The sequence below is a fragment of the Sphingomonas sp. SORGH_AS_0870 genome, assembly GCF_031453175.1.
Taxonomy (GTDB): domain Bacteria; phylum Pseudomonadota; class Alphaproteobacteria; order Sphingomonadales; family Sphingomonadaceae; genus Sphingomonas.
Genome location: NZ_JAVIYW010000002.1, coordinates 2889186 through 2915909, shown reverse-complemented (window position 1 = coordinate 2915909; position 26724 = coordinate 2889186). Strand labels below are relative to the sequence as shown.

General features: G+C 67.0%; 19 protein-coding genes. 10 read left to right on the top strand and 9 right to left on the bottom strand.

Going from position 1 to position 26724, the window contains the following annotated elements:
- Window positions 1–2: 2 nt before the first annotated feature.
- Together QE363_RS13535 and QE363_RS13530 are read right to left on the bottom strand one after the other, a co-directional pair.
- Window positions 3–1004 carry a cupin-like domain-containing protein gene (locus QE363_RS13535; protein WP_309696048.1) on the bottom strand — a complete coding sequence of 334 codons (1002 nt, stop codon included), beginning with the start codon at window positions 1002–1004 and terminating at the stop codon, window positions 3–5.
- Window positions 1001–1690: a SapC family protein gene (locus QE363_RS13530; RefSeq protein WP_309696047.1), complete on the bottom strand. Its 690-nt coding sequence runs from the start codon at window positions 1688–1690 to the stop codon at window positions 1001–1003. The genes QE363_RS13535 and QE363_RS13530 overlap by 4 nt, the downstream gene beginning before the upstream one ends.
- A 246-nt stretch (window positions 1691–1936) precedes the next feature.
- Here QE363_RS13530 and QE363_RS13525 point away from each other — a divergent pair, with 246 nt between their 5' ends.
- Window positions 1937–4954 carry a TonB-dependent receptor gene (locus QE363_RS13525; protein ID WP_309696045.1) on the top strand — a complete coding sequence of 1006 codons (3018 nt, stop codon included), beginning with the start codon at window positions 1937–1939 and terminating at the stop codon, window positions 4952–4954.
- A gap of 69 nt (window positions 4955–5023) precedes the next feature.
- A complete protein-coding gene (locus QE363_RS13520; protein WP_309696043.1) occupies window positions 5024–6568 on the top strand; it encodes a tryptophan 7-halogenase in 1545 nt (514 codons plus the stop codon).
- Between the two features lie 120 nt (window positions 6569–6688).
- On the opposite strand, the gene QE363_RS13515 is transcribed toward QE363_RS13520, so the two are convergent.
- From QE363_RS13515 to QE363_RS13490, 6 genes are all read right to left on the bottom strand, one after another.
- On the bottom strand, window positions 6689–8257 hold the full coding sequence (locus QE363_RS13515) for a glycoside hydrolase 43 family protein (protein WP_309696041.1): 1569 nt from the start codon (window positions 8255–8257) through the stop codon (window positions 6689–6691).
- On the bottom strand, window positions 8254–9921 hold the full coding sequence (locus QE363_RS13510) for a glycoside hydrolase family 43 protein (protein WP_309696039.1): 1668 nt from the start codon (window positions 9919–9921) through the stop codon (window positions 8254–8256). Before QE363_RS13510 ends, QE363_RS13515 begins: the two co-directional genes overlap by 4 nt.
- The gene (locus tag QE363_RS13505) at window positions 9918–11051 is read right to left on the bottom strand and encodes an endo-1,4-beta-xylanase (RefSeq protein WP_309696036.1); all 1134 of its coding nucleotides are present in this window, start codon (window positions 11049–11051) and stop codon (window positions 9918–9920) included. The genes QE363_RS13510 and QE363_RS13505 overlap by 4 nt, the downstream gene beginning before the upstream one ends.
- Window positions 11052–11133: 82 nt before the next feature.
- Complete coding sequence (locus QE363_RS13500) at window positions 11134–13044, bottom strand: NPCBM/NEW2 domain-containing protein (RefSeq protein WP_309696034.1); 1911 nt, start codon at window positions 13042–13044, stop codon at window positions 11134–11136.
- Window positions 13045–13163: 119 nt separating this feature from the next.
- Window positions 13164–15515 carry a glycoside hydrolase family 95 protein gene (locus QE363_RS13495; RefSeq protein WP_309698201.1) on the bottom strand — a complete coding sequence of 784 codons (2352 nt, stop codon included), beginning with the start codon at window positions 15513–15515 and terminating at the stop codon, window positions 13164–13166.
- Entirely contained in the window at window positions 15515–16594 is a 1080-nt protein-coding gene (locus QE363_RS13490) for an alpha/beta fold hydrolase (protein WP_309696032.1), read from the bottom strand. Before QE363_RS13490 ends, QE363_RS13495 begins: the two co-directional genes overlap by 1 nt.
- 272 nt (window positions 16595–16866) lie before the next feature.
- On the opposite strand from QE363_RS13490, the gene QE363_RS13485 reads away from it, so the two are divergent.
- From QE363_RS13485 to xylA, 3 genes are read left to right on the top strand one after another with little or no spacing between them, the layout of a single operon-like run.
- Window positions 16867–18006, top strand: a complete 1140-nt coding sequence (locus QE363_RS13485; protein ID WP_309696030.1) for a glycoside hydrolase family 43 protein — start codon at window positions 16867–16869, stop codon at window positions 18004–18006.
- 10 nt (window positions 18007–18016) lie between these two features.
- Window positions 18017–19465, top strand: coding sequence for a xylulokinase (gene xylB, locus QE363_RS13480; protein WP_309696028.1), 1449 nt, complete (start codon window positions 18017–18019; stop codon window positions 19463–19465).
- Window positions 19466–20788, top strand: coding sequence for a xylose isomerase (gene xylA / locus QE363_RS13475; protein WP_309696026.1), 1323 nt, complete (start codon window positions 19466–19468; stop codon window positions 20786–20788). It begins immediately after the preceding gene.
- A gap of 220 nt (window positions 20789–21008) precedes the next feature.
- On the opposite strand, the gene QE363_RS13470 is transcribed toward xylA, so the two are convergent.
- Entirely contained in the window at window positions 21009–22199 is a 1191-nt protein-coding gene (locus QE363_RS13470; RefSeq protein WP_309696024.1) for an aromatic amino acid transaminase, read from the bottom strand.
- A 531-nt stretch (window positions 22200–22730) separates the two neighbouring features.
- On the opposite strand from QE363_RS13470, the gene QE363_RS13465 reads away from it, so the two are divergent.
- The 5 genes from QE363_RS13465 (at window position 22731) to QE363_RS13445 (ending at window position 26687) form a co-directional block, all read left to right on the top strand.
- A complete protein-coding gene (locus tag QE363_RS13465; RefSeq protein ID WP_309696022.1) occupies window positions 22731–23450 on the top strand; it encodes a helix-turn-helix domain-containing protein in 720 nt (239 codons plus the stop codon).
- Between the two features lie 140 nt (window positions 23451–23590).
- Entirely contained in the window at window positions 23591–24181 is a 591-nt protein-coding gene (locus QE363_RS13460; protein ID WP_309696020.1) for an SRPBCC family protein, read from the top strand.
- Window positions 24178–25353: a zinc-dependent alcohol dehydrogenase gene (locus tag QE363_RS13455; protein ID WP_309696018.1), complete on the top strand. Its 1176-nt coding sequence runs from the start codon at window positions 24178–24180 to the stop codon at window positions 25351–25353. The genes QE363_RS13460 and QE363_RS13455 overlap by 4 nt, the downstream gene beginning before the upstream one ends.
- An 11-nt stretch (window positions 25354–25364) precedes the next feature.
- On the top strand, window positions 25365–26147 hold the full coding sequence (locus QE363_RS13450; protein WP_309696016.1) for an SDR family NAD(P)-dependent oxidoreductase: 783 nt from the start codon (window positions 25365–25367) through the stop codon (window positions 26145–26147).
- Window positions 26148–26168: 21 nt separating this feature from the next.
- Window positions 26169–26687 carry a ferritin-like domain-containing protein gene (locus QE363_RS13445; RefSeq protein WP_309696014.1) on the top strand — a complete coding sequence of 173 codons (519 nt, stop codon included), beginning with the start codon at window positions 26169–26171 and terminating at the stop codon, window positions 26685–26687.
- Window positions 26688–26724 lie beyond the last annotated feature (37 nt).

Here is a 26724-nt window from a genome sequence, read left to right as displayed (position 1 = left end):
GCTTAGCCCCCGCGCAGCATCCGCATCGCGTGGGCGCGCAGCATCCCGGTATTTTCCGGGGCCGCGCCCAGCACGCCGCGCCGTTCCTCGGGCAGATGCGCCAGCGGATGCCCATCGCGGCGGAACGCATAATGATCGAACCACGCACGCCACGCCGCGCGCTCCGCCTCGGGCCGTTCGGCGATGGCGGTCATGGCGAGGAGCAGCGCCGCGAAGGGCTGGTCGGGGCTGACCGGAAACGCGTCCCACCAGTAATTGACCAGGATGTTGAGCGTCCCCATCGCCTCGACCCGGTGCCACCAGAGCTTGGGCATGTAGAGCGCATCGCCAGCCTCCAGCTCGACCATGATCGCGCGGTGCCGGGCCTGCTCGAACCGGGGATAGCGCGGATCGCCGCTCTGTGCCTCGACGGCCAGCGCGATCGGCTGGCCCGCCATGGTATGGTCGATCGGCCCGACATAGAGGTCGCCGATCGCATCGGGCGGATAGAGGGTGAACCGCCGCCGCCCCGCCACGACGCAGGCGATATTGTCCATCATGTCGTAATGACAGGGCACGGTCGACGCATCGCCGATCCAGATCAGCGGCGACACGCCCGGCGGCGCGAAGGGCAGGGCGTTGGCCTGCGCCAGTCCGGGCAGGACCGCCTCGGTCGGCACCGATCCTATATAGAGGCTCTCCTCCGTCTCCGCCCCGCTCGTCAGCCGTTCGATCGCGGCGCGCAGCGTCATCGTCTCGCGGCGGAAATTGAAGCCCGTCAGGTCGTCGCAATAGCTGTAGCGCCCGGCGATGGCGCGCGGGCCGATAAAGGCCTCCACCTGTCGTCCGGCATCGAAGCCCGCCAGATACCCGGCCAGCGTCGCCGCGCTGGCCGCCTGCCGCAACGGCCAGCCATCGGCCGCGCCCCGAATGATCGCGGGGCGACAGGGTTCGGCGACCAGATGCCGAAACGCGTCATATCCGTCGAGCGCGGCGCGATCGATCTCGACCGCCGCGTCGGTCATGCCGCCAGCCCGCTCAACCGGTCGTTGCGCCGCCGCGCGAGGAACGGGATATGTCGGACTGATGCGGTCTGCGCATAGATGAGTTGCAGGTCGCCCGAGCGGAACAGCGCCATTGCGGCCTCGTCGGGCAGGTCATGCAGCGCATCGAGGCTGATCGTATAGAGCGCGTCGAGCCGCAGGCTCTCGCCATTGTCGAAGCGGAAGCTGAGGTCGATCGGCTCGATCAGCTTGTGCGCCAGTAGGCGGCCGACAAAGGCCTCGGTCTCGGGCAGGCCCCGGTGCAGCCGTCGCAGGGCGGCCTGGATCCGCTGCAATGCCGGGGCGGCGTCGCCGTCCTTTTCGAAGATCGGGTCCCCTTCGCCCTGGCCGAGCGCGGCATGGCCGGGATCGATCGCGATATTCTCGCCGGAGACGTAGAAACCCTGTCTTTCCAGATCGGCGGCGCGGTATCCGGTCAGCGTTCCGTTCGCGCCCAGGCAGAGATTTTCCTCCGGCACCAGCCCCATCAACGCGCCGGGATACAGGTCGCCGGTTTCCGGATGACGGGCGAACAGGATCGGATAATGGAGCGCGGCGGGCAGGAATTCATCAGCCACCAACTGCACGAAATGGCGGTTTCGGTCGGGTGCGGCGGAGACGCGGAGCGCGGCATGCCGTGCGCTGTCGAGCAATTCCATATCGGCCATGACGGGCAAATCCTTTCGCGTCGCATCCTCTCGCCCGCGTCGTCCGGCTGGCCGACAGCGGCGTCGAAGCCCGGTTTGTGTTCGGTTCCCAAGGTCTTCGTCAAGGGTGGGCATAACGCGGCCCCGTCGCTCTGACAAATGGCTTGTTATAGCGCTATCATAAGAGTAGCATAAGCGTATCGAAAGGGCGGTATGGCGGCATAACGCTAGCGGCCCCGGTGATAAAAGATTGAAGGAGAGGGGAAAATGGTGTCTCGCACTGTTTCTGTTGCCGCACTGGTTTCACGCCGTGCACTGATGGGCGGCGTCTCGCCGTTGATGGCGTTAGCGCTTCTCGCGCCCGGCACCGCCTATGCGCAGACCGCCGCGCCGGGTGCCGTCCGTCCCGATACGCTCGTTCAGGCCAACGCCACCACCGCGCAGCAGGCCGGCACGCCGCAGGATCAGGCGACCGCGCCCAGCGAACAGAATAACTCTCCATCGCCCTCGGGCGAGGCGAGCTCCGCCGAGATCATCGTCACCGGCCTGCGCAGCTCGCTCCAGCGCAACCTCGATATCAAGCGCACCGCGACCGGCGTGGTCGACGCCATCTCCGCCGAGGATATCGGCAAGTTCCCCGACTCCAACGTCGCGGCGTCGCTCCAGCGTCTTCCCGGCGTCTCGATCCAGCGCAACGGTTCGCGCGGCGAGCCGACCGGCATCACGGTTCGCGGCTTTGGCGGCGACTTCAACACCACCCTCTATGACGGCCGTCGCATCTCGACCGCCGCGGGCGGCCGCCAGATCGACTTCAGCACCGTCGGCTCGGACTTCATCGGCGGGATCAGCGTCCTGAAGACGCCCGACGTGTCGCTGGCCTCCAGCTCGATCGGCGCAACCGTCGACATCCAGTTCCCCAAGCCGTTCGACCATCCCGGCTTCCGCGCGGCGGTCAGCGCCTCGGGCTCGCTCCAGGACCGTTCGGGCCATGTCACCCCGACGCTGGGCGCGCTGGTCAGCGACACCTTTGCCGACGACACGATCGGCATCCTGTCCAGCTTCATCTACACCCGCCGCGATACCGATACCAACCGCGTCTTCGTGTCGGGCTGGCCGGGCGGCAATTTCGCGCCCTGCCAGCTGTCGGGCAGCACCGCGACCAGCTGCGCGCCGACCACCAACGGCACGGCGGCGGCGTCCGACCAGCGGACGCTGACCGGCTGGTTCCCGCAGCAATATGGCGCCGAGCAGCAGCGGACCAAGGACGAGCGCGTCGACGGTCGCGTCGCGCTGCAATGGCATCCGTCCGAAGACGTGATGCTGACGCTCGACAACAATTATTCGCGCCAGACGATCACGACCGACGTGTTCGGCTTCGGCGTGTGGTTCAACCAGGGCGACCTGCGCAACGTGAAGCAGGATGCTAATGGTACGGCGGTCAGCTTCACCCAGACCGGCACCCCGACCGACTTCACCTCCGCGATCAACAAGCAGGTGCTTCAGACCAACCAGACCGGCCTGAACGTCAAATGGGACGTCAGCCCCAAGCTGACCGTCGAGGCGGACGGCGCCTATGCCAAGAGCTGGCTGAACCCCGGCGGCGTCGTGGGCAGCAGCAACGGCGATATCGGTTACGGCGGCAATCTGGGCACCAATCTGGGCTTCAACATCACGGGCGACAGCAACAAGGCGTTCCCGACGATCAGCAATTTCGGCCCCGCCGGGGACGGCGCGCGCTGGGCGGACCAGTCGCTGATCGGCTCGCACGTCACCGTGCTCCAGACCCAGAAGAACACCGACGAGCTGAAGCAATTCCGCGCCGTCGCCACCTGGAAGGAAGACAATCTGACGCTGAAGGCGGGCGGTCAGTATGTCGACGACAAATTCTATCAGCAGAATGCCAGCACCTTCACCAACAATTACTGGCAGGCCTATGCGGGTTACGGTTCGCCGTCGGGCCGCACCTCGGGCATCGCGCCGCTGCCGTCGAACCTGTATCAGGGCTCGATCAGCCTCAACAACTTCATCCCCGGCTTCCAGGGCGGCCTGCCGCCATCGGTCCTGATCTACAGCCCGCAAGCCTATCAGAATTATCTGACCAGCCTGGGCAACCCGCAGGCGCAGACCGTGCCGGGCTTCAACTATGGCGGCGGGGTCAACGGCTTCACCGGCGCGTTCGATCAGGCGATCGATCCCAACTCGGTCCGCACCATCCAGGAAAAGACCTGGTCACTGTTCTTCAGCGCGCAAATCGAGGCACAGGTCGCCAGCATGCCGCTGCACATCGCGGTGGGGCTGCGTAACGAGAATACGCATCTCAGTTCGGCCGGGCAGGGTCGCCAGCCGACCACCATCACGCGCAGCGCCGCCGACCCAACCTTGTTGTCGATCGACTTCACCCAGACCCAGCCGGTCGTCGGCCGCAACAATTATTCCTACATGCTGCCGACCCTCGACCTGCGTCTGGAGGTGACCGACAAGCTGCAGCTGCGCTTCGACGCGTCGCGCACGCTGACCCGTCCGGGCCTGACGCTGCTCAGCCCGGTGCTCAGCATCGGCAACGGCCAGCGTGTCGGCGCGCTGTCGGGCAGCGGCGGCAACCCGCAGCTGAAACCCTATCTGGCGGACAATTACGATCTGGCCGCCGAATGGTATTATCAGCGCAACTCCTATCTGTCGGTCGACTTCTTCCTGAAGAATGTCAGCAACTTCATCGTCAACGGCGTGACCCGCCAGACGGTGAACGGCGTGGTCGACCCGACCACCGGCCAGCCTGCCGTCTTCTCGATCTCGCAGTCGATCAACGGCCCGGATGCCACCGTGCGCGGCGTCGAAATCGCTTGGCAGCAGGTGTTCGGCGACAGCGGCTTCGGCTTCCAGGCCAATGCCACGCTGGTCGACACCAACAAGCCGTACAACGCCAAGGACGTCTCGCAGAGCGGCTTTGCGGTGACGGGGCTTGCGAACTCGGCCAACTTCGTCGGCTTCTATGACAAGAACGGCTTCCAGTTCCGCACCGCGCTCAACTGGCGCGACGAGTATCTGCTGGCGTTCAGCCAGAACCAGAATACCGGCTCCTATGGTGCCGAGCCGACCTTCGTGAACCAGAGCTTCCAGGTCGATCTGACCAGCAGCTATGACGTGTCGAAGAACTTCTCGATCTTCGGCGAGATCCTGAACCTGAACAACAACAAGCAGAGCACGCATGGCCGGTTCAAGAACCAGCTGCTCGACGTGTTCGACTATGGCCGCCGCTTCACCGTCGGCGCGCGCTATCGCTTCTGACGATGGCCAGGGGCGGGGATGCCGGGCTTCGGCTTGACATCCCCGCGTCCAATCGGACCTTCTGACACCATGGTTCAACCCGTCCAGAATATCGTGATCGTCGGCGGCGGCACCGCCGGCTGTTTGACCGCGGGCGTGATCGCCGCCCGGCATCAGGGGCGGCGGCCGCACGGCTTCACCGTCACGCTGGTCGAATCCCCCAATGTCCCGATCATCGGGGTGGGCGAGGGGACCTGGCCGACGCTGCGCACCACGCTGAAGCGGATGGGCGTGTCCGAGACCGAATTCTTCCGCCAGTGCGACGCCTCGTTCAAGCAGGGTGCGCGCTTCAACCGCTGGACCACCGGCGCGGCGGATGACGGCTATTACCACCCGCTGATGCTGCCGCAGGGCTTTGCGCAGGTGAACCTGGCCTCGCACTGGCTGGCGGGCGAGGGCGAGGGGAGCTTCTGCGACGCGGTCACGCCGCAGGGGCGCATCTGTGACGCGGGGCTGGCGCCCAAGACCATCGCGACACCCGAATATGACGCGCTGGCCAATTATGCCTATCATCTCGACGCGGGCAAATTCGCCGATTTCCTGCGCCACCATTGCTGCGAGACGCTGGGCGTCCGGCATGTGCTCGCCGATGTCGAGGAGGTGCTGCTGGCCGAGAACGGCGACATCCGCGCGGTCCGCACGGCGCAGGCGGGCGAGGTGACGGGCGACCTGTTCGTCGACTGCACCGGCTTCCGCTCGCTGTTACTGGGCGAGGCGATGGGGGTGCCATTCCAGCCGCTTAACGACGTGTTGTTCTGCGACACGGCGCTGGCCATCCAGGTGCCCTATGACGATCCCGAGGCGCCGATCGCCTCGCACACCATTTCGACCGGGCAGTCGGCGGGGTGGATATGGGATATCGGCCTGCCGACCCGACGCGGGGTGGGCCATGTCTTTTCGAGCAGCCATATCGACCGTGATGCCGCCGAACGCGAACTGCGCGCCTATCTGGGCGAGGCGGGGCGCGACCTGCCCGTCCGCGAGTTGAAGATCCGTGCGGGCCACCGGGCGCGCTTCTGGGAGCGCAACTGCGTCGCCGTCGGGCTGGCGGCGGGGTTCCTAGAGCCGCTGGAAGCTTCGGCGATCGTCCTGATCGAGCTGTCCGCCAAGCTGATCGCCGAGCAGATGCCCGCCTGTCGCGAGGTGATGGACACGGTCGCCAGGCGGTTCAACGACACGACCCTGTATCGCTGGGGCCGGATCGTCGATTTCCTGAAGCTGCATTATGCGCTGACCCAGCGGACCGACAGCGATTTCTGGCGCGACAATCGCCGGGCCGAGACGATGCCCGACCGTCTGCGCGAGCTGATGGCGCTATGGCGATACCAGACGCCGTGGATGCATGACGAGTTCGACCGGGTGGAGGAGGTCTTTCCCTCGGCCAGCTATCAATATGTCCTGTACGGCATGGGCCAGCGGACCGAGATCGCGCCGGGCAGCCTCCACGCCGAAACCGTAATCGCCGAGCGGGCGCGGCGGGAGAATGACGTGCAGACCGGACGATTGCTGGCGGGCCTGCCGCGCCACCGCGACCTGATCCGCAAGATCGTGGAGCGGGGGATGCCGACGATCTGACGGGGGAGGGGGCGTGGCCTTCGACTGCGCTCAGGCTGAACGGCGCGAGGTATTCAGATCGCCCATTCCCCACCACCGTTCAGCCTGAGCGAAGTCGAAGGCCAAGGGACACCCCTCGACCTATCGCCCCGACAGGGTAAAGCGGTCCACGTCCATCCACCCGCCCTTGGCTCCCGGATTGTAGCAGAACAGCGCGAATTGCTGTCCCTGGAAGGTGCCGGTCCGCCAGTCGAACGCCAGCGGGAAGTCCCCGCCCAGCGCCTGCCAATCGCGCCCGTCCAGACTATAGGCGACACTCCCCCGGTCGGTGCGGAAGTCCATGTCGGTGCGCAGGAACAGCCTTTGCCCCGCGACCGGCCGGGCGTCGACGCGGACATCGGTCTTCTGCGTCGTGCCCTTGTCTGCGGCGACATCCTCGATCACCCGCATGGTCAGGGTCAGCCGCCCATCGGCCCCGCGCCCGACCGCGATATGGCCGCTATATTTGCCGAAGGTGCCAAAGCCGCACTGGTCGCCCGCGACGATGTGCGAGGCGTCGATCGCCACGACCCCGCGCCCGAACGGCCCCTGTCCCTTTTGCAGCAGGGTGTTGCGCGCGCTCCACAGCGCCGGGGCCTGGGTGGCGCGCAGCCGCAGGAAGCCGGGCCGCTGGGTCAGCGACCAGCGGTCGGGCAGGGGGTTGTGGTTCCACTGCCATTGCAGGCCGAGCGTGCGGCCCGCAAAATCGTCCGAGGCGGGGAGCTGGCGGATCGGCTGGCCCATGATCGGCTTGGTCGCGGTGGCGGGAACGCGGCCGGGCGCGTCGGGCGTGCCCCAGACGGGCCAGCCGTCGCGCCAGAAGACCGGGCTGATATTGGTCATCCGCCCGATCGCGCCCGCATCGACCATGACGAAGCCATAGTCGCGGCCATCGGGCAGGTCGACGATCGCGCCCTGGTGGCCGCCGGTCTTGTCGTCGATCTGGTCGCGCGTTTCCCAGGGGCCGAACAGGCTCCTGGCGCGCGACACCGTCATGCCCAGCCGCCGGGGTATGGCGTTGAACATATAGTAATATTCGCCGCGCTTGACGATCTTCGAGCCCTCGGCCCCCTTGTTGAAATAGACGACGCGCTTGTCGGTGACGCGGCGCAGGTCGCGGTCCAGGCTAAGGAGCGTGGTCGTGCCGTCCGACCCCACCGAGGTCATGATATAGGCGCTGCCGTCGGTGTCGAAGAACAGCCCCGGATCAAAGGCTTCCTCGCCGATCCGGTTCATCGCCCAGGGGCCGCGAATGTCGCGCGAACGATAGATGCGCGTCTTCTCGCCCACCGGCGTCACCGCGATGTAGAAGACACCGTCGCGGTAGCGCAGGCTGGGCGCGAAAATGCCTTTGCGATAGGCGCCGCCATCCTTCAGCTCATAGGCGGGCAAGCCCTCCAGCCGGTCGATGACATGGCCGACGAAGCGCCAGTTCACCAGATCGCGCGAGGTCATGATCGTCAGGCCGGGGACGTTCGCGAAGGTGGTGGTGATGAAATAGAAATCGCGCCCCACCCGGATGATGTCGGGATCGGGATAATCGGCATAAAGCGGCGGGTTGGCATAGGTGCCGTCACCGCGATCCGACTGCCAGACCTGCCCGCCCGCCATGGCGGACACCCCCGCCAGCGCCGCGCCGAGCGCGAGCGAGAAAAGCCGCCGCGCCGTCATTGCGGGCTATACGCATAGGGGCCGATCACCGTGCCGACGAACCCACCCGCTTTGGCGGTGCTGAGGAAGCGGACATCCATGTCGGACTTGAGCGTCGCCGTCCGCCCGTCCGCCTGATAGTCGAAGCTCATCGTCCCACCCCTGGCATGGATGGTCAGCGTGACCGGCCCCTTGGCGGCAAAGGGCGCGGAGGCGATCAGCGTTTCCGGCGCGGTCTCGTCGCGGGTGTTCCGGCCCTCTCGCGCATAGAGCGCGATCCGGGGCTGTCCATCGATCCGGGTCAGCCCGAAGAACAGATAGGCATAGTCGTTCTGGATCGCCGCCAGCCCGGCCCGCGCGCCGTTCGCGGTCGGGGCGAAGGTCAGCGTGGTCGAGACGTCCGCGACGACATGCTGCTGCCGCCGTCCGACAAAGGCGGGCACGCCGCTCCGGTCGCCCAGCGCCGCACCGCCGTTCAGCGACAGGCGGCCATTCGCCACGCTGTAGAAGGGCGTTCGGGGCGTGCGGATGCCGATCCACTGCATCGCCAGACGCTGGCCGTCGAACTCGTCGGTATAGCCGAAGTCGCCGCTGGTCGGCAGCGTGGGCGCCGGGCTGGCGGGCAGCTGGGGCCGTTTTTGCGTCCAGGGCACCGTCTTGCCCTTGTCCAGGATGATCGGCCAGCCGTCGCGCCACGTCACCGGCAGCAGGAAGGTCTCGCGCCCGATATTGTAATAATCCTCGGCATAGGGGCGCGTCGCCAGGAAGGTCGCCCACCAGTCGCCATTCTGGGTCTGGATCAGCTCGGCATGGCCCGCCGCGCTGATCGGATGCGGGCGGGCGGGGTCGAGGTCGCGCTGGGTCAGGATCGGATTGCCCGCGAACGGGACATAGGGGCCGCGCAATTGCTTCGAGCGGAGAACGACCTGCGAATGGTTGACGCTGGTCCCGCCCTCGGCGGCGGTCAGATAATACCAGCCGTCCTTCTTGAAGATATGCGGCCCCTCGATCCAGACCGGCTTCTTGGACAGGTCGACGCCGCCGTTGATCAGCTGCGTGCTCTCGCCGACCATTTTTCCTGCGCGCCAGTCATATTCCTGGATCCAGATGGCGCGGTGGCCGTCATAGCGCGGCGGCTCGGCGGGGGCGCGATTGTTGACGATATAGGCGCGGTCGCCCTCCCAATAGAGCGAGGGGTCGATCCCCTCGAAGGGCAGCCAGATCGGATCGGACCAGGGGCCCGCCGGGTTCGTGGCGGTGATGATGAAATTGCCCCGGCACTGGACGCAGGTGTTGACGATATAGAAGGTGCCGTCGTGATAGCTGATATCGGGCGCGAACACCGCCTCCGATATGGCGCGGCCCGAAAAGTCGAGCTGGCCCGGCCGGTCGATCGCATTGCCGATCTGGGTCCAGTGGACGAGATCGGTCGAATGGAAGATCGGCAGTCCGGGGAAATGCGCGAAAGACGAGTTGACGAGGTAATAGTCCTTGCCCACCCGCGTCACCGAGGGATCGGGATAATAGCCCGCGACGATCGGGTTCAGATACTCGCCCGCCTTCGGCTTCACCTGTTCGAGCGAGCGGCCCTGATAGGTGAAGCGATCGAAGCTGGCGGTCTGCGCGGCGGCGCCACCGGCGACGGCCAGCGCCAGGGCGAGAGCGGTCAGGCTGCGGCGGATCATGCGATTCCCTTTCGGACGGGCGCGGCGCGCAGCGCGTCGGCGATGGCGGCGCGCATCGGCTTGGGGCGAAGCGCCTCGTCATAGGGCAGGGGCCGCTGGGGCAGGCCGTCGGCGCGCGGCGCGAAGCCGTTCAGCCAGCTATGCTTGTCCCACAATCCCCAGCACAGCAGCTGGTCGAGTTGCGGATAGGCGAGCATCTGGTCGAGATAGCTTTTGGCGACGGCGGCGGTCTGCGCATCGCGCCGCGCCACGTCGCGCGGCATTTCGCGGTCGTTGATGTCGAACTCGGTGATCAGCAGGCGATAGCCCATGGCGACGACTTCATCCAGGAACCGCTTCCATTCGGCGCGCTGGACGCGCGAATGGCTGCCGTCATTGCCGAGATGGCTCTGGATGCCGAGCGCGTCGACGGGGACATTCTCCTTGCGGAACCGCGCGAGCAAGCGGAGCACGCCGGCGCGGTGGGTCTCGTTGCCGACCTCCCAGGACATATAGTCGTTATAGACGCGCTGGGCATGGGGGGCGTGTTCGCGCGCGGTCTCATAGGCGATCTTGAACACGTCGAAGCCCAGCGCCTTGTCGAACACCGTGCCGCGGACCTCGCCCGTCTTGGGATCGATCGTCTCGTTGACCACGTCCCAGGAATAGATGCGGTCGCCGAAATGCCCCGCGACCTTCGCGATATAGGCGCGCAGCCATTTCTCGGCGCCGGTCGCCTCGACCGTCTGGGCGAGCGCGGGCGAGATATATTTGCCGTAATTCCACAGCAGCGTGTGGCCGCGCAGCTTCATGCGATGGTCCCGCGCGAACGTCGCGATCCGGTCGGCGGGACCGAAGTTCAGCGCCTGCGGATCGTTGCCGAGGACATAGACCTTCATCTCGTTCTCGGGCACGACGACCGCGCATTCGCGGGCCACCAGCGCGCCATAGCCGGGATCGACCATCGGCGAGGATCGTCCCGCGCTGATCGCGGTGCCGAACAGCACGCCCTTTTGCGCGGCCAGGTCCTTCAACGGTTCGTCACCGGCCGCGTCGAGATGCGAAGGGAGCGCTCCCATAACCAGGCCGCCCGCGATACCGGCCAGCTGCTGACGACGGGTCAGCATCGGCCCCTTTCCATTGGGTTTCATCACCCTCTCCTTGGTCTTTGCGCGGGACAGTCGCATGGCCCAACCGATCCGGCAAGGCCATGATCGCCCCTGTCAAAATGGATCAGTCGATCAGCCGCGCCTCGCCCCAGACGACCGGCAAGGCTGCCTCGGGAGCGCTATCGGCGCGGGCGACCAGCTCGATCAGCGTACGGCCCCGCACATCGGCCTCGATCGGGGCGGGGGCCTGGTTCAGCGCCATCGGCCGCGACCGGGCGAGCAGGCGTCCGTCGCCATAAACCTCGAACACGACGCGCCGCCCGCGCGCGGTGGCGGAGTCGTCGATGCCCACCGTCGCGGCAAAGCGCGCCTGCCCGCGATTGCGCACCTCCAGCCGCGAATTGGCCAGTACGCCCAGCCCGGTGTCATATCCCTTGCCCGCCAGCCGCAGGGGGCGGCCAAAGGGGGTGCGGTCCGCCTGCGCGCCGCCCCAGCCCGCATATTGCGGATAGTCGCCCGGCCCCTTGCTGCCGCCCCAGGGGCTGAGTTCGTGATGGATGGTGGGATCGCCCTCAGGCGTGCGGATGCCGTCCTCGGCGGGGTTCACGTCGCCGGGGGCTTCGGACAGATAATGGCCCTTCGCCAGCCGGTGCGCGCCCGTGACGCGGTAGATCAGCGTCTGGTGCGGCGCGACGGTCAGCTTGGTCTCACCCGAAAAGCTGCTCTTCTGTCCGGTCCACAAATCGGTCATCGCGACCGGGCGGTCACCGCGCAGCTTGAGATGGTCGGCGGTCAGGACGGGCTGGACCGGGCTGGCGGTCCGGTTGAGGATCGCCACCGCCTTGTCGCCATTGGCCAGGCTCTTCACGAAAATCTGGACATCGTCGGACAGATAGGCGGGCACCGCCTGATGCCCGGCCGGGTCCTGGTTGAGCGCGATGATCGCCCGGTTGCCCAGCAGCGCGATCTGCTCGGCATTGGCCTTGCGTAGATCGAACCCGATCAGCAGCGGCGCATTCATCATCGCCCAGAGCGCGAAATGCGACCGTGCCTCGGTCATGTGGTTCGCATCGAAATCGCCCGATCCGACGAACAGCATGTCGGGGTCGTTCCAGCCATGCGGATGCGCATAGAGCGCGCGGCTGGCGCTGGTATCGAAATTGGTCAGCATCCGCGACCAGTGCGCGGTGATGTCGTCGCTGGTGCGCGAGACATTGCCGATCTGCTTGCCCCAGCTTCGGACGTCGGACGATCCCCACAGGCAGAGCGAGAAGATATAGTCGCCGTCCGGATTCTCGCGGCGCAGCGCGGCGGCGACTTGGTCGTACAGCGCACGGACCGCCGGAATGTCGGTGCGCGCCAGCGAATTCATGTCGATCAGCGGCGTCAGCTCGCGATAATCGCCCTTGCGCACATGCTCGGAATCCTTGCCCAGCCCCCGGATGCCGCAGCCGTCGACCTTGATGTAATCGAACCCCCATTCGCGGAAATACAGCGCGATGTCCTGGTCGATATGGCCGTACAGCCCGACCTCGCGTTCGGCGACCGTGCCCTCGGGCTGGTTGGCGAAGCTGGGCGTATAGACCTGACCGCAGCTGTTGCGGCCGATGTCGGAATAGATGCCCGCCTTGAACCCCATGGCGTGCAGCCGGTCGGTCAGCGGGCGAAAGCTGGTCTGCTGGTCGGGGCCGGCGGCGGCGGAAGGGAATTTGTCCGCGCGGATGACCATGCGCCCATCGGGCTGGCGGCGACGCAGCCACCAGCCGTCATCGATGTTGATATAGCGATAGCCCGCCTCCGCCAGCCCCTTTTCCCGGATCAGCCGGGCCGAGGCCATGACCTTCTCCTCGTCGACATCGCTGTTGAAGGCGTTCCAGCTGTTCCAGCCCATCGGCGGCAGCGCGGCCTGCCCGTCCTGATTGGCGCTCCAGCGGCCGGTCGGGGCGAGCGGATCGACCCTGGCCTGTGCGCTGGCCGGAACACCGGATATCGCCAGCGTGATCAGGGCGACAGCATTCCCCAGCGCCGCTCTCATGACAGGCCGCATGGCCATCCTCCCCATATTCGATCTTGGCCTTATCTTGTCCGAGTAAACCGCCGCTGTCCATTGCCTTGCGATTGAAAAAGCGGGGAATTTGTGCCGCCGAAAGACGGTCAGGCCAGATCGGCGCCGTCGAGGTGCACGGGGCGGCCGGGGGCGAGCGTCACCGCGACCCGGCGCCCGCCCAGCCGCACGGTCCGCCTGCCCGCCAGATCGCCGGTCAGCGTCGCCGAAACCAGCCGACCCTCTCGCCAGACCAGATCGACCCGCGTCCGCCCGCGGGCGCGCAGCCCGGCGACCGATCCGCTGTGCCAGGCGCGGGGGAGGGCGGGGAGCAGCAGGATCTCGTCGTCGCGGCTCTGCATCAGCATCTCGACCATCGCTCGCGTGCCGCCGAAATTGCCGTCGATCTGAAAGGGCGGGTGCGAGTCGAACAGATTGGGATAGGTGCGCTGCGGCCCCAGCAGATAGGCGATGATCCGGTGCGCATGCTCGCCATCGTGCAGCCGCGCCCAGAGGTTCGCGCGCCAGGCGGTGGCCCAGCCGGTCGACTGGTCGCCGCGTATCTCCAGCGAGCGGCGGGCCGCGTTGGCGAGCGCGGGCGTGCGGTCGGGGGTGATCTGGTCGCTGGGGAAAAGCGCATAGAGGTGCGAGACATGGCGGTGGTGCGGATCGGGCGCGCGGCCGTCCCAATCCTCCTGCCATTCCTGCAACTGGCCATCGCGCCCGATCCGATCGGGGGCGAGGCGGTCGCGCGCCTCGCGAACCTGCCGGGCGAAGGCGGTATCGGTGTTCAGGATCGCGGCGGCGCGGGCCACCTGATCGAACAGGTCGCGCAGGATCTGCTGATCCATCGCCGGCCCCGCGCAGATCGAGACGCCGGGGGCATGTTCGTTCTCGGGCGATAGCGAAGGGCTGGTGACGAGCAGCCCGGTCCGGGCATCGGTCTGAAGCGCGTCGAGGAAGAACAGCGCCGCCCCGCGCATCAGCGGATAGACCGAGGCGAGGAAGGCCCGGTCGCGGCCATAGTCATAATGCTCCCACAAATGGGTGCACAGCCAGGCACCGCCGGTCGGCCACATGCCCCAGGGGGCGCCGTCGATCGGCGCGGTCGCGCGCCACAGATCGGTGTTGTGGTGACAGACCCAGCCGCGCGCGCCATACATCTCGCGCGCGGTCCGCTCGCCCGTGACGGCCAGGTCGCGGATCATGGCGACCAGCGGCGCGACGCATTCGCCCAGCCCCGTCGGCTGGGCGGGCCAGTAGTTCATCTCGGTGTTGATGTTGACCGTGTATTTGGAACCCCAGGGCGGGTTCGTGCTCTCGTTCCACAGCCCTTGCAGATTGGCCGCCTGTCCGCCGGGGCGCGAACAGGCGATCAGCAGATAGCGGCCATAGTTGAAATACAGGGTCGCCAGCGCCGGGTCATCGACCGCGCGGTCGGCGCGGACCCGTTCGTCGGTCGCGCGCGAACCCTGCGGACTGGTGCCGAGGTCGAGGCGGACGCGCGCATAGAGGCGGCGATGCTCGGCCACCGCGTCGGCGGCGATCCGATCGTCCCTGCGGGCGGCGGCCTTGCGGAGAGTCGCGGCGGTCAGCGCGACCGGATCGCCGCCATGGTCGTCGAACCGCCGATAGCTGGTGGCCATCGCGACCCGCAGCGTCACCGCGCGCGCGCCGCGCACCGCCAGCCGGTCGCCCGACACCGTCACCCGGCCGCCGACGGTCCGGGCCTGGATCTGCGCGGCAAAGCGCAGCACCGCCTTCACCGCCGCATGATCGGCATTGCGTCCGGTCAGCGTCAGCCGCATGTCCGCCGCCTCGACCTGTGCCTCGACCCGCGCGTCGGGTTGTGGCGAGGTCAGCGCGATGTCGAGGTCGAAGGTGCGATCCGCCTCGATCCGCACCATCAGCAACTGATCGACCGGCGAGGCAAAGACGGTCCGCCGATGCTCCACCCCGCCCACCGAGAAGCGCGTCGTCGCGGTCGCGGTGTCGAGATCGAGTTGCCGCTGATAGCCGGTCGCATCGGCATCGCTCAGCCCCGGCCAGTTGAGTATCAGGTCGCCCAGCGGCTGATAGGGCATCTGGGTGCGCGGAATGCCCAGCAGCGCCTTGTCGGCCAGGGCCTGCGCCTCCTTCCACTGCCCCGCCGCGATCAGGCGGCGGACTTGGGGCAGGGCGGCGCGGGCGGCGGGGTTGACCGGGTCATAGGGGCCGCCGCTCCACAGCGAATCCTCGTTGAGCTGCAACCGCTCGCGCGCCACGCCGCCAAAGACCATCGCCCCCAGCCGCCCGTTGCCGACCGGCAGCGCCTCGGTCCAGGCCTTGGCGGGCTGGCGATACCAGAGCGTGTGAGTCGGGTCGGGCGCGGCCGCCGGACGGGCGCCGACCGGCCCCGCCAGCGAGCCCGAAACCGCGCCGGCGGTCAGCCCGTGCAGGACCCCGCGCCGCGACGGGCGCATCACCGGCCGCCCTTGGCCGTCAACATTTCTCCAAAGAAGGGCAGCACCTTGTCCTGGAAACGAACGCCGATCCGGTTGACGTGATCGCCCTCGTAAATCTCGAACCGATGCGCGATGCCATAGCGGTCCAGCGTGTCGTGCAGCGCCTGCGCATCCGCCTTCAACCCGTCCTGCGAGCCCACGTCCAGCGCGATCGCACGATAGCTGCGCAACGGCGTGATATACTGGTCGACAAAGGCCAGCGGCGTGTTGGCGAGCCACTTGGCCATCACGTCGTCCCGCACCTTGCCGTCCTTGACCGGCAGGTCGAGATAGAGCGGCGGGTTCTTCGGATCGGGGGACCAGGCGGCCGAGGCGGCGAGCATCGCGCGCTGGCCCCAGTTCAGCTTCTCCGATTCCTTCGGCGAGGCCAGGCCGGTCAGCAGCGTCTCGTCGGTCCCCTCGGGCCGCGCCATCATGCGTGGCGACAGGCAGCAGGGGCTCATCATATAGATGGCGCCGTACATGTCGGCATGCTTCATCCCGATCCGCGACGTGCCATATCCGCCCATCGAATGACCGACCAGGCCACGGGCTTCGCGGCGGGCGATGGTGCGATAGCGCGCGTCGATCGCGGCGATCAGGTCGTGGCTGACGAAACGCTCGAAATCGCCGACCGTCTGCGACGAGGAGTACATCGACCCGTTGTGCATCGTCCGGCTGTCGGGAAAGACCAGGATCATCGGCGGCACGCCGCGCGCGAATGCGCCCTCGATCGAGGAGGGGACATGGATCTCCTTCGTCCACTGGTCCGCGCCGATCGAATAGCCGTGCAGCGCATAGACCACCGGATAGCGGTGCGCCTTGTCCCTGGCATAGTCGGGGGGCAGCACCACGATGACGTCGCGGTCGGGGCTGTTGCCCTCCAGATTGCCTTCGATCGCGAGCGAATGGACCTTGATCCGCTCGATCGTCACGGGCTTCGCGCCCGGCACCACGGCGGGGGCCTGGGTGGCCATCTGGGCGGGCGCGGCGTGGAGCGGAACCAGCGCCAGTCCGGCGGCGATCAGCCAGCGCGGCTGCGAAAGGCGAAGGGCCATGCGGTCATCCTCTGTCCTGGAAATTGCGCCGACATGGGCGTGTCGGTCTGTTCGTTCACCGTATCGGGTATCGTTACCAACTATGCGGGGCGGGGTGTTGTCAAGCGGGGTGGAGCGGGTGGCCTGGTCCCGAATGCCCGACCGCCCAAGCGAAGCCGACGGCCACGTCGGGTCGCCACCGGAAAACGATGAACCGACCTTGCATCCTTCCGCTTGATAGCGCTATCGTTACTCGAAAGCTCCGAAGATGGAGCGAAAGGGAGAGGTAAGCGATGAAGCGCTTGATGATGGCCAGCGTGGCCGTGCTGGGTCTTTGCACGACGGCCTGCGGAACGTCGACCGACGCCGGGAACACGGCGCAGGAAACAGCCGCGACGTCCAACGACACCAACCCGACCGCCCCCGACGGTCGCCATTATCTGTCGCAGCCGCTGGTCCGCGACATCTTCACCGCCGATCCGTCCGCCCATGTCTGGGGCGACGGCAAGATGTGTATCTATCCCAGCCACGACATCCCCACCGAGACCAAGGACGACGATCTCGGCAACCAATATGCGATGCGCGACTATCGCGTGCTGCGCATGGACGAGCCGGGCGGTCCGGTCACCGTCGGCCCCGTCGCGCTCGACGTGAAGGATGTGCCCTGGGCCTCGCAGCAGATGTGGGCGCCCGATGCCGCCTATAAGGACGGCACCTATTATCTCTATTTCCCGGCGCGCGATAAGACCAAGGACAAGAACGGTCTGGGCGCGTTCCGCATCGGCGTCGCCACCTCGAAGAACCCGATGGGCCCCTTCAAGGCCGAGCCCGAGGCGATCCCCGGCAGCTTCTCGATGGACCCCGCCGTCTTCCAGGATACGAACGGCACGGCGTACATGTATTTCGGCGGCATCTGGGGCGGGCAGCTCCAGCGCTGGAAGGACGGCAAATATGATCCGAACGGCAGCGACACCGACCTGAAGCAGGACGACCAGCCCGCCATTTCGGGCAAGATCGCCAAGCTGAACCCCGACATGAAGACCTTTGCGGAGACCCCGCGCGACGTCGTGATCCTCGACGAACAGGGCAAGCCGGTGCTGGGCGGCGACCATGACCGCCGCTTCTTCGAGGCATCCTGGGTCTTCAAGCGCGACGGCAAATATTATTACACCTATTCGACCGGCGACACGCATTTCCTGAACTATGCGATCGGGACCAGCCCCTATGGCCCCTTCACCTATAAGGGCCATATCCTGAGCCCGGTGCAGGGCTGGACCACCCATCATTCGATCGTCGAGTGGAAGGGCAAGTGGTGGCTGTTCTACGCCGACACCCAGCTGTCGGGGAAGAACCACCTGCGCAACGTCAAGATGACCGAGCTGAGGTTCAACCCGGACGGCACGATCCCGACCATCGATCCGTTCGTGAAGTAAGGACCGGGCCATGTTTCTGGGCATCGATATCGGCACTTCGGGCGTCAAGGCCGTCGTGCTGGACGAACATGGCGCGGTGGTGGGGCAGGGGACCGCCGCGCTGACCGTGCAGCGGCCGCATCCGCTCTGGTCCGAACAGGATCCGGAGGCCTGGTGGCAGGCGACGACGGCGGCGGTCCGCGCCATCGACCCGGCGGTGCGCCGCTCGGTGCGCGGCATCGGTCTGGCCGGGCAGATGCACGGCGCGACGTTGCTGGGCGCGGACGATCAGGTGCTGCGTCCGGGCATCCTGTGGAATGACGGCCGCAGCCATGCCGAATGCGCCGAGCTGGAGGCGAAGGCGCCCGAACTCCACCGGGTCGCGGGCAATCTGGCGATGCCGGGCTTCACCGCGCCCAAGTTGCTCTGGGTCGCGCATCACGAGCCGGAAACGTTCGCGAAGATCCGGATCGTCCTGCTGCCCAAGGATTATGTCCGGCTGCGGATGACCGGCGAGAAGGCGTCCGACGTGTCGGATGCGGCGGGCACGCTGTGGCTCGACGTCGAACGCCGTGAATGGAGCGACGACATCCTCTCTGCGACCGGGCTGACCCGCGAGCAGATGCCGCAGGCGGTCGAGGGGACGGCGCAGACCGGCCGCCTGCGCGCCGAGGTGGCGGAGGCCTGGGGGCTGGACCGGGTGCCGGTCGCGGGCGGCGGTGGCGACAATGCCGCCGGAGCGGTCGGCGTCGGCGTGGTCAAGGACGGCGATGCGCTGCTGTCGCTGGGCACGTCGGGGGTGATCTTCGCCGCGACCAAGGATTTCCGCCCCAATCCGGCCGGTGCCGTCCATGCCTTTTGCCATTGTCTGCCGGACCTGTGGCACCAGATGTCGGTGCATCTGTCGGCGGCGGCGTGCATCGACTGGGTTGCGCGGCTGACCGGCGCGGCGGGCGCGGCGGAACTGTTCGCCCGTGCCGAAAGCGTTGGCCCGGCGAGCGGCCCGGAAATCTTCCTGCCCTATCTGTCGGGCGAGCGGACGCCGCATAACGATGCCGAGGTGCGCGGCGCGTTCCTGGGCCTCGATCATGACACCACGCCGGAGCGGCTGGCGCAGGCGGTGCTGGAGGGCGTGGCCTTTGCGTTGGCCGATGGCCTGTCGGTGCTGCGCGACGCCGGGACCGAACTCACGCAGTTGTCCGTCATCGGCGGCGGCGCGCGGTCGTCCTATTGGGGCCAGACGCTGGCCGCCGCGCTGAACGTCGAGCTCGTTTATCTAAAGGGCGGCGAGGTCGGCCCGGCACTGGGCGCGGCGCGGCTCGCCCAGCTGGCGGTCGATGGCGGTTCGCCCGAGGCGGTCTGTGCGCCTCCGCCCGTTTCCCACAGCATCGCGCCCGACGCGGCGCTCGCCGAGCGTTTCGCCCCCAAGATCGCGCGTTTCCGCGACAGCTATTCCCGTATCACCCCGAGGAGCTTCTAAATGGCTACCGATTTCTTCGCCGACATCCCGACGATCCGTTACGAAGGCCCGGACAGCGACAATGAGCTGGCCTATCGCTTCTACGACAAGAACCGCGTCGTGCTGGGCAAGACGATGGAGGAGCATCTGCGCTTCGCCGCCTGCTTCTGGCACACCTTCTGCTGGCCGGGTTCGGACGTGTTCGGCGGCGGCACGTTCAACCGCCCCTGGCATGCGGGCGCGAACGACAGCGCGGCGGCCGCGCAGAAGCGCGAAGTGGCATTCGACTTCTTCTCGAAGCTGGACGTGCCCTATTACTGCTTCCACGATGTCGATGTGATGGCCGATGCGCAGGGCGTTGCCGAGCATCGCCGCTATTTCGCCGAGGCGGTCGATCATCTCGAACAGCTCCAGGCCTCGTCGGGCCGCAAGCTCCTCTGGGGCACCGCCAATCTGTTCAGCCATCCGCGCTTCGCCGCCGGTGGCGCGACGAACCCGGACCCCGAAGTCTATGCGTTCGGCGCGATGCAGGTCCGCGACGCGCTGGAGGCTACACATCGGCTGGGCGGCGCCAACTATGTGCTGTGGGGCGGTCGCGAAGGCTATGAGACGCTGCACAACACCGACATGAAGCGCGAGCTGGACAATCTGGGTCGCTTCCTGAGCCTGGTGGTCGAGCACAAGCACAAGATCGGCTTCACCGGCACCATCCTGATCGAGCCGAAGCCGCACGAGCCGACCAAGCACCAGTACGACTTCGACACCGCGACCGTGTACGGCTTCTTGAAGGCCTATGGCCTGGAAAACGAAGTGAAGGTCAATATCGAGGCGAACCACGCCACGCTGGCGGGCCATACCTTCGAGCATGAGATCGCGACGGCGGGCGCGCTGGGCATCTTCGGTTCGATCGACGCCAATCGTGGCGACCACCAGAATGGCTGGGATACGGATCAATTCCCCAACTCGGTCGAGGAGCTGACGCTGGCGATGATCGAGATCATCCGGGCGGGCGGCTTCACCACCGGTGGCTTCAACTTCGACGCCAAGGTGCGCCGCCAGTCGATGGACGCGGTCGACCTGTTCCATGGCCATGTCGGCGGGATCGACGTGGTGGCCAAGGGCCTGCTCAACGCCGCCGCGCTGATCGAGGACGGCCGCCTGGATGCGATCAAGACCGAGCGCTATGCGGGCTGGACCGGCGAGTTCGGCCAGCAGGTCGGCAGCCTCGACTTGGCCGGGATCGCCGACCTCGCCGAGCAGAAGGCGATCGATCCCAAGCCCCGTTCGGGCCGTCAGGAGCGGATCGAGAATATCGTCAACCGCTTCGTCCATTCGGGCAAGTAAGGTGGGGTGGGCCGGGTGATCCGGCCCGCTTCCTAGAAAAAGGGGCGCATCCGGTGGTTCGGATGCGCCCCTTTTTGCTGGCCGGGTGGCGTGGCCTTCGACTTCGCTCAGGCTGAACGGGGTGTTGTAGCAGGTCCCATCCCCAACCCCCGTTCAGCCTGAGCGAAGTCGAAGGCCAAGGGACTCCCGCCGCCCCAAGCGAACGGCGGGAGCCGCTGGATCAGGCCACCCCGTTCGCGACCATATCGCGCAGCGCGTCGTGGAAGCGCGCGATCGCGGCGGTGCTGAACCCGGCGATGTTGATCCGCCCCGATCCGGCCATGTAGATGCCGTGCCGGTCGCGCAGCCAGGCGACCTGGCTGGGGGAGAGGGGCAGGGTGGCGAACATGCCCTTGCCATGGGCGACCGCCGCCAGATCGATCGCGCCGATCCGCCCGCCCGCCGCCAGGGCGGCGCGCAGGCTGGCGAGCCGCTGGCGCATCGTCTCCAGCTCGTCGCGCCATTCGCGGGTCAGGGCTGCGTCCTCCAGGATGATGCGGACGATCGCCGCGCCGTGGTCGGGCGGCATCGACCAGTTGGCGCGCGCCAGCGCCAGCAGGTTGGACAGCACGACCGCGCCCGTATCGGCATCGGGCGACAGCGCGAACAGCGCGCCGGTCCGCTCGCGATACAGCCCGAAATTCTTGTCGCAGGAATAGGCGAGCAGCGCTTCCGGCACCGCCGACAGGATCGTGCGCGCGCCCGCCGCATCGATATCGAACCCGTCGCCCAGCCCCTGATAGGCGAGATCGACCACCGGCAGCAGCGCATGGTCGGCGACATGCTGCGCGATCGCGGCCCAGCCCTGCGCATCGGGATCGATCCCGATCGGATTGTGGCAACAGCCGTGCAGCAGCACCGCATCGCCCTGTGCCGCGCCGCCCAGACCGGCGAGGAAGCCGTCCAGGTCGAAATGCTGGCTGGTCAGGTCGTAGCAGGGGATCAGGGCGGGCTCGACCCCCGCCTGCTTGAACAGCGGGGCATGGTTGGCCCAGCTCGGGCTGCCGATCCAGATGCGCGGCACGCCCGCGCGCGCCAGCAGCTCGGCGGCGAGGCGCAGCGCCCCGGTGCCGCCCGGCGTCTGCAACCCGACCCGGCGGTCGGCGGGCACGACCTGGCCCAGCACCAGCTCGCCAAGCGCCTGGACGAAGCCGACATCGCCCTCCGGCCCCAGATAGGATTTGGTCGACTGTTCGGACAGCAACCGCGCCTCCGCCGCCTTGACCGCGGTCATCACCGGAGTCCGCCCCGCCTCGTCGCGGAAGACGCCGACGCCCAGGTCGATCTTGTCGCTGCGGGGATCGGCGGCGTGCTGGCCGATGATCCGCAACAGGGGATCGTCGGGCTGGCGGGTCAGTTGGGCGAAACGCATCGATGGAACCTCTTGAGGAAAAGGCGCGCACCATAGGGCCGTCGCGCCGAAAGGGAATGTGCCATGACCCAAATCGCGCCGTCCCGGCCGCGCGGTCGCGACCGCTATGCCGCCCGGCGCAATCACCACCCCAAATGGGCCGCATGCAAGCACGGCTCGCCCTGTTTTTCGCGCTAACGCACGAAATAATCTGGATATTGATTTGAATTATGGAGCCCGGCGGATTGTTGTTCGTACACAATGTGAACGGAAATCGCCGCTGCGGCATCCGACACGGTGTGCAAGTTCGGGAGGGCGCATCGACGACGGATGACATGGTCGGTGCGATCGCCGCGTTGGATCCGACACGATCTTTTCCCCGGTGACGTGTTTCGCGTCATCGCCCTCGCCGCATGACCGATGGTCGGCGGCCCGAAGAGGATAGCCTGCGATGAAGATCTGCCGTTCCTATGATCGATATGGGGTGCCGGGCGACGACGCATCGCGAGACCGGATGCCCGCCTCGGCCCGTTCGCCATGGGGATATATCCCATGAGCCTGAGCCTCAGCCGACCGCTCGGCAGTTCGCCGCCCGCGCTCCAGCGTCTGTCGCGGCTGGCGACGCTCGACCAGGCCGCCGTCGCCGCGCTGATGGAAGCGATGGGCCGTCCGACCGTCTTCCGGCCGCGTCGCGAGTTGCTGGTCGAGGGGCGCGACATCGTGACGCCGCACCTGATCCTGTCCGGCTGGGCCGCGCGGGTGCGCATCCTGCTCGATGGGCGGCGGCAGTTCCTCAACTTCGTCCTGCCGGGCGATGTGGTCGGCCTCTATCATCACGCCCGTGCAGTCGCACCGACCACGGTCATCTCGCTGACCGAGGTGACGAGCTGCGTGCCGCCCGACTGGGGCGTCTCGCCCGCGCTGGACCAGGCCTATGCGGTGGGACATGCGCTCGACGAGGCGTATCTGCTGGCGCAGATCGCGCGGCTGGGGCGGATGAACGCGATGGAGCGGATCGGCGACCTGATGCTGGAGCTGCACGAACGGCTGGCGTTGAGCGACCTGAGCCATGGCCGCAGCTTCGAGCTGCCGATCACGCAGGAAACCCTGGCCGATGCGCTGGGGCTGACCGCGGTGCACGTCAACCGGATGCTCCAGGCCGCCCGGCGCGCGGGCGATCTGATCTGGTCGTCGCGGTCGATGACCATCCCCGATCCCCGTCAGCTGGCGCGCAAGGTCAGGCGGGCACAGATCCGGGTCATGGCCGACTGAGCCGCCCACCATCGGTCGCGGAATTGGATCAATCACCCACATGGGTGATTGATGTTTGTCAAGATACTGTAAAACCGATGTAAATCACGGAACAAGCCGCCTCACCCGACGCTGTCCGGGCTCGGAACGAGGAGAGGCTTATGCCGGATAGCGCCGACAGACCCTATGACGACGCGCCGCTTTCGACGGCGAAGGACACGGACGCCGCGGTCCGGATCGCGACCCATGAGGCGATCGCGGATCGCGGCGACAGCCTGACCGCCTGTGCGACCACGATCAACCGCCCGGCGGGCGAGCTGTTCGCCTGGTGGCGCGACTTTCCCAATCTGGCGAGCGTGATGGAGAATGTCGAACGGATCGACAGGATCGATGCCACGCGCTCGCACTGGGTGGTCAAGGCGCCCGGCGGGACGACCGTCGAATGGGATGCGATCGTGACCGAGGAAGAGGAGGGCCGGCTGATCGCCTGGGCCTCCGCCGAGGGGGCCGATGTCGCCAATTCGGGACGCATCACCTTCCGCGACGCGGGCGCGCGCGGCACCGTCGTGACCGCGACGATCCTCTATGACCCGCCCGCCGGGGTCATCGGCAAGCTGGTCGCCAAGCTGTTCCAGCGCGAACCCAATATCCAGCTCCGCCGCGATCTCGCCCGCTTCAAACAGCTGATGGAAACCGGCGAGGTCGCGACCAATGCGATGAACCCCAAGCAGTTCGAGGAGCAGGGTGCATGAAGGCGCTGACCTGGCACGGCAAGCATGACGTCCGTATCGACAATGTCGAAGACCCCGGCATCGTCAACCCGCGCGACGCGATCATCCGGGTGACGGCGACCGCCATCTGCGGATCGGATTTGCACCTCTATGACGGCTATATCCCAACCATGAAGTCGGGCGACATATTGGGCCATGAGTTCATGGGCGAGGTGGTCGAGACCGGCTCCGCCTCGACGCTGAAAAAGGGGCAGAAGGTGGTGGTGCCGTTCACCATCGCCTGCGGCGCCTGCTATCATTGCGGCAAGCATCAATATTCGGGTTGCGAGAACGGGCTGCCCGCCGACAATCAGGATATCGCGCGCGAAATCTATGGCCATCCGATGGCCGGGCTGTTCGGATACAGCCACATGACCGGCGGCTATGCGGGCGGACAGGCGGAATATGTCCGCGTGCCGTTCAGCGATACCGGCCCCATCGTCATCCCAGAAGGGGTAGACGACGAGAAGGTGCTGTTCCTTTCCGACATCCTGCCCACCGGCTGGATGGCGGCCGAGAATGCCCAGATCGAGCCTGGCGACACGGTCGCGGTCTGGGGCTGCGGCCCGGTGGGCCTCTTCGCGGTCCAGTCGGCGTTCCTGATGGGCGCGGAGCGGGTTATCGCGATCGACCATTTCCCGCACCGGCTGGAGCTCGCCCGCCAGTTCGGCGCCGAGACGATCAATTTCGAGGAAAGCGCGACCTATGACGCGCTGATGGTCATGACCGGCGGGATCGGCCCCGATGCGGTGATCGACTCGGTCGGGCTGGAGGCGCACGGCCTGTTCGTCGACAACGCCATCGACCAGATCAAGGCATCGACCTTCCTGGGCACCGATCGCATCCACGCCATCCGCCAGGCGATCCTGGCGGTGCGCAAGGGCGGCCGGGTGTCGATGCCCGCCGTCTATGGCGGCTTTGTCGACAAATTCCCGCTGGGTGCCGTGATGCAGAAGGGGCTGACGCTCAAGACCGGGCAGACGCATGTCCAGCATTACCTGCCCGGCCTGCTCGACGCGATCATGGAGGGGAAGATCGATACGACCTTCCTGATCTCGCACCGGCTTCCGCTCGAACAGGCGCCCGAGGGGTATCGCATGTTCCACGACAAGCAGAACGAAGTGACCAAGATCGTGCTGAAGCCCGGTCAATAAGGAGGTCCGACATGGCAGAGACATTCGCAATCGTGACCGGCGCTTCTTCGGGCATCGGCTATCATCTGGCGGCGTGCGCGGCGCGGGACGGCTATGACCTGCTGATCGTCGCGGACGAACCGGCTATCCACACCGCCGCCGCCGATCTGGCCGCGCTCGGCACGCATGTACAGGCGGTCGAGGCCGACCTGTCCACGCTGGAGGGCGTCGACACGCTGCTGGCGGCGGCGGACGGGCGGCGGATCGACGTGCTGTGCGCCAATGCGGGTAACAGCAAGGGCGGCGCGTTCCTCGACCAGCCGGTGGAGGACTGGCGGCGATCGATCGACACCAACGTCACCGGCACCGTCCATCTGCTCCAGCGGGTGCTGACCGGCATGGTCCGGCATGGCGAGGGCAAGGTGCTGGTCACCGGGTCGATCGTCGGCTTCATCCCCGGCCCGTTCAACGCGATCTACAATGCGACCAAGGCGTTCATCGACAATTTCACCGAGGCGCTGCGCAACGAGTTGAAGGAGCAGAAGGGCGTCACGCTGACCACGCTGATGCCCGGACCGACCGACACCGAATTCTTCGCGCGCGCCGATATGCTCGACACCCGCGTCGGGGCGATGGACAAGGACGACCCCGCCCAGGTCGCGCGCACCGGCTGGGACGCGATGAAGGCGGGCCGGGGGCGCATCACCGCCGGGCTGATGAACAAGGTGCAGGTCGCCGCAGCAGGCGTCGTCCCGCAATCGGTGCTGGCCGAAGCCCATCGCAAGATCGCCGAGCCCGGCTCGGCCGACCGCTGACCATCACGAAGGAGACGGATCATGGGCCTATTCAGCAAGGACATCGCGACGCTGGACGATCTGTTCGTCCACCAGTTGCAGGATATCTATTACGCCGAGCATCAGATCACCAAGGCGCTGCCCAAGATGATCGAGAAGGCGACCGACCCGCAGTTGAAGGCGGGCTTCGAGCAGCATCTGCGCGAGACCGAGGGGCAGATCCGGCGGCTGGAACAGGTGTTCGAGATGCACGGGACGACCGCGAAGGCGGTCACCTGCCCGGCGATCGACGGCATCATCAAGGAGGCCAATGAGGTCGCGGGCGAGGTCGCCGACAAGCAGGTGCTGGACGCGGCCCTGATCGCGGCGGCGCAGGCGGTCGAGCATTATGAGATCGCCCGTTACGGCACGCTGGTCGCCTGGGCGCGGCAGCTAGGGCGCAGCGACTGCGCGGCGATCCTGGACGAGACGCTGGCCGAGGAAAAGGCGACCGACGAGAAGTTGACCGGCCTGGCCGAAGGCGGCGCGAACGCGGCGGCGGAAGCGGTTCAGCCCGCCTGACATTTGGGGTATCGCCGCCGGCTCCTCGCGATCCGGC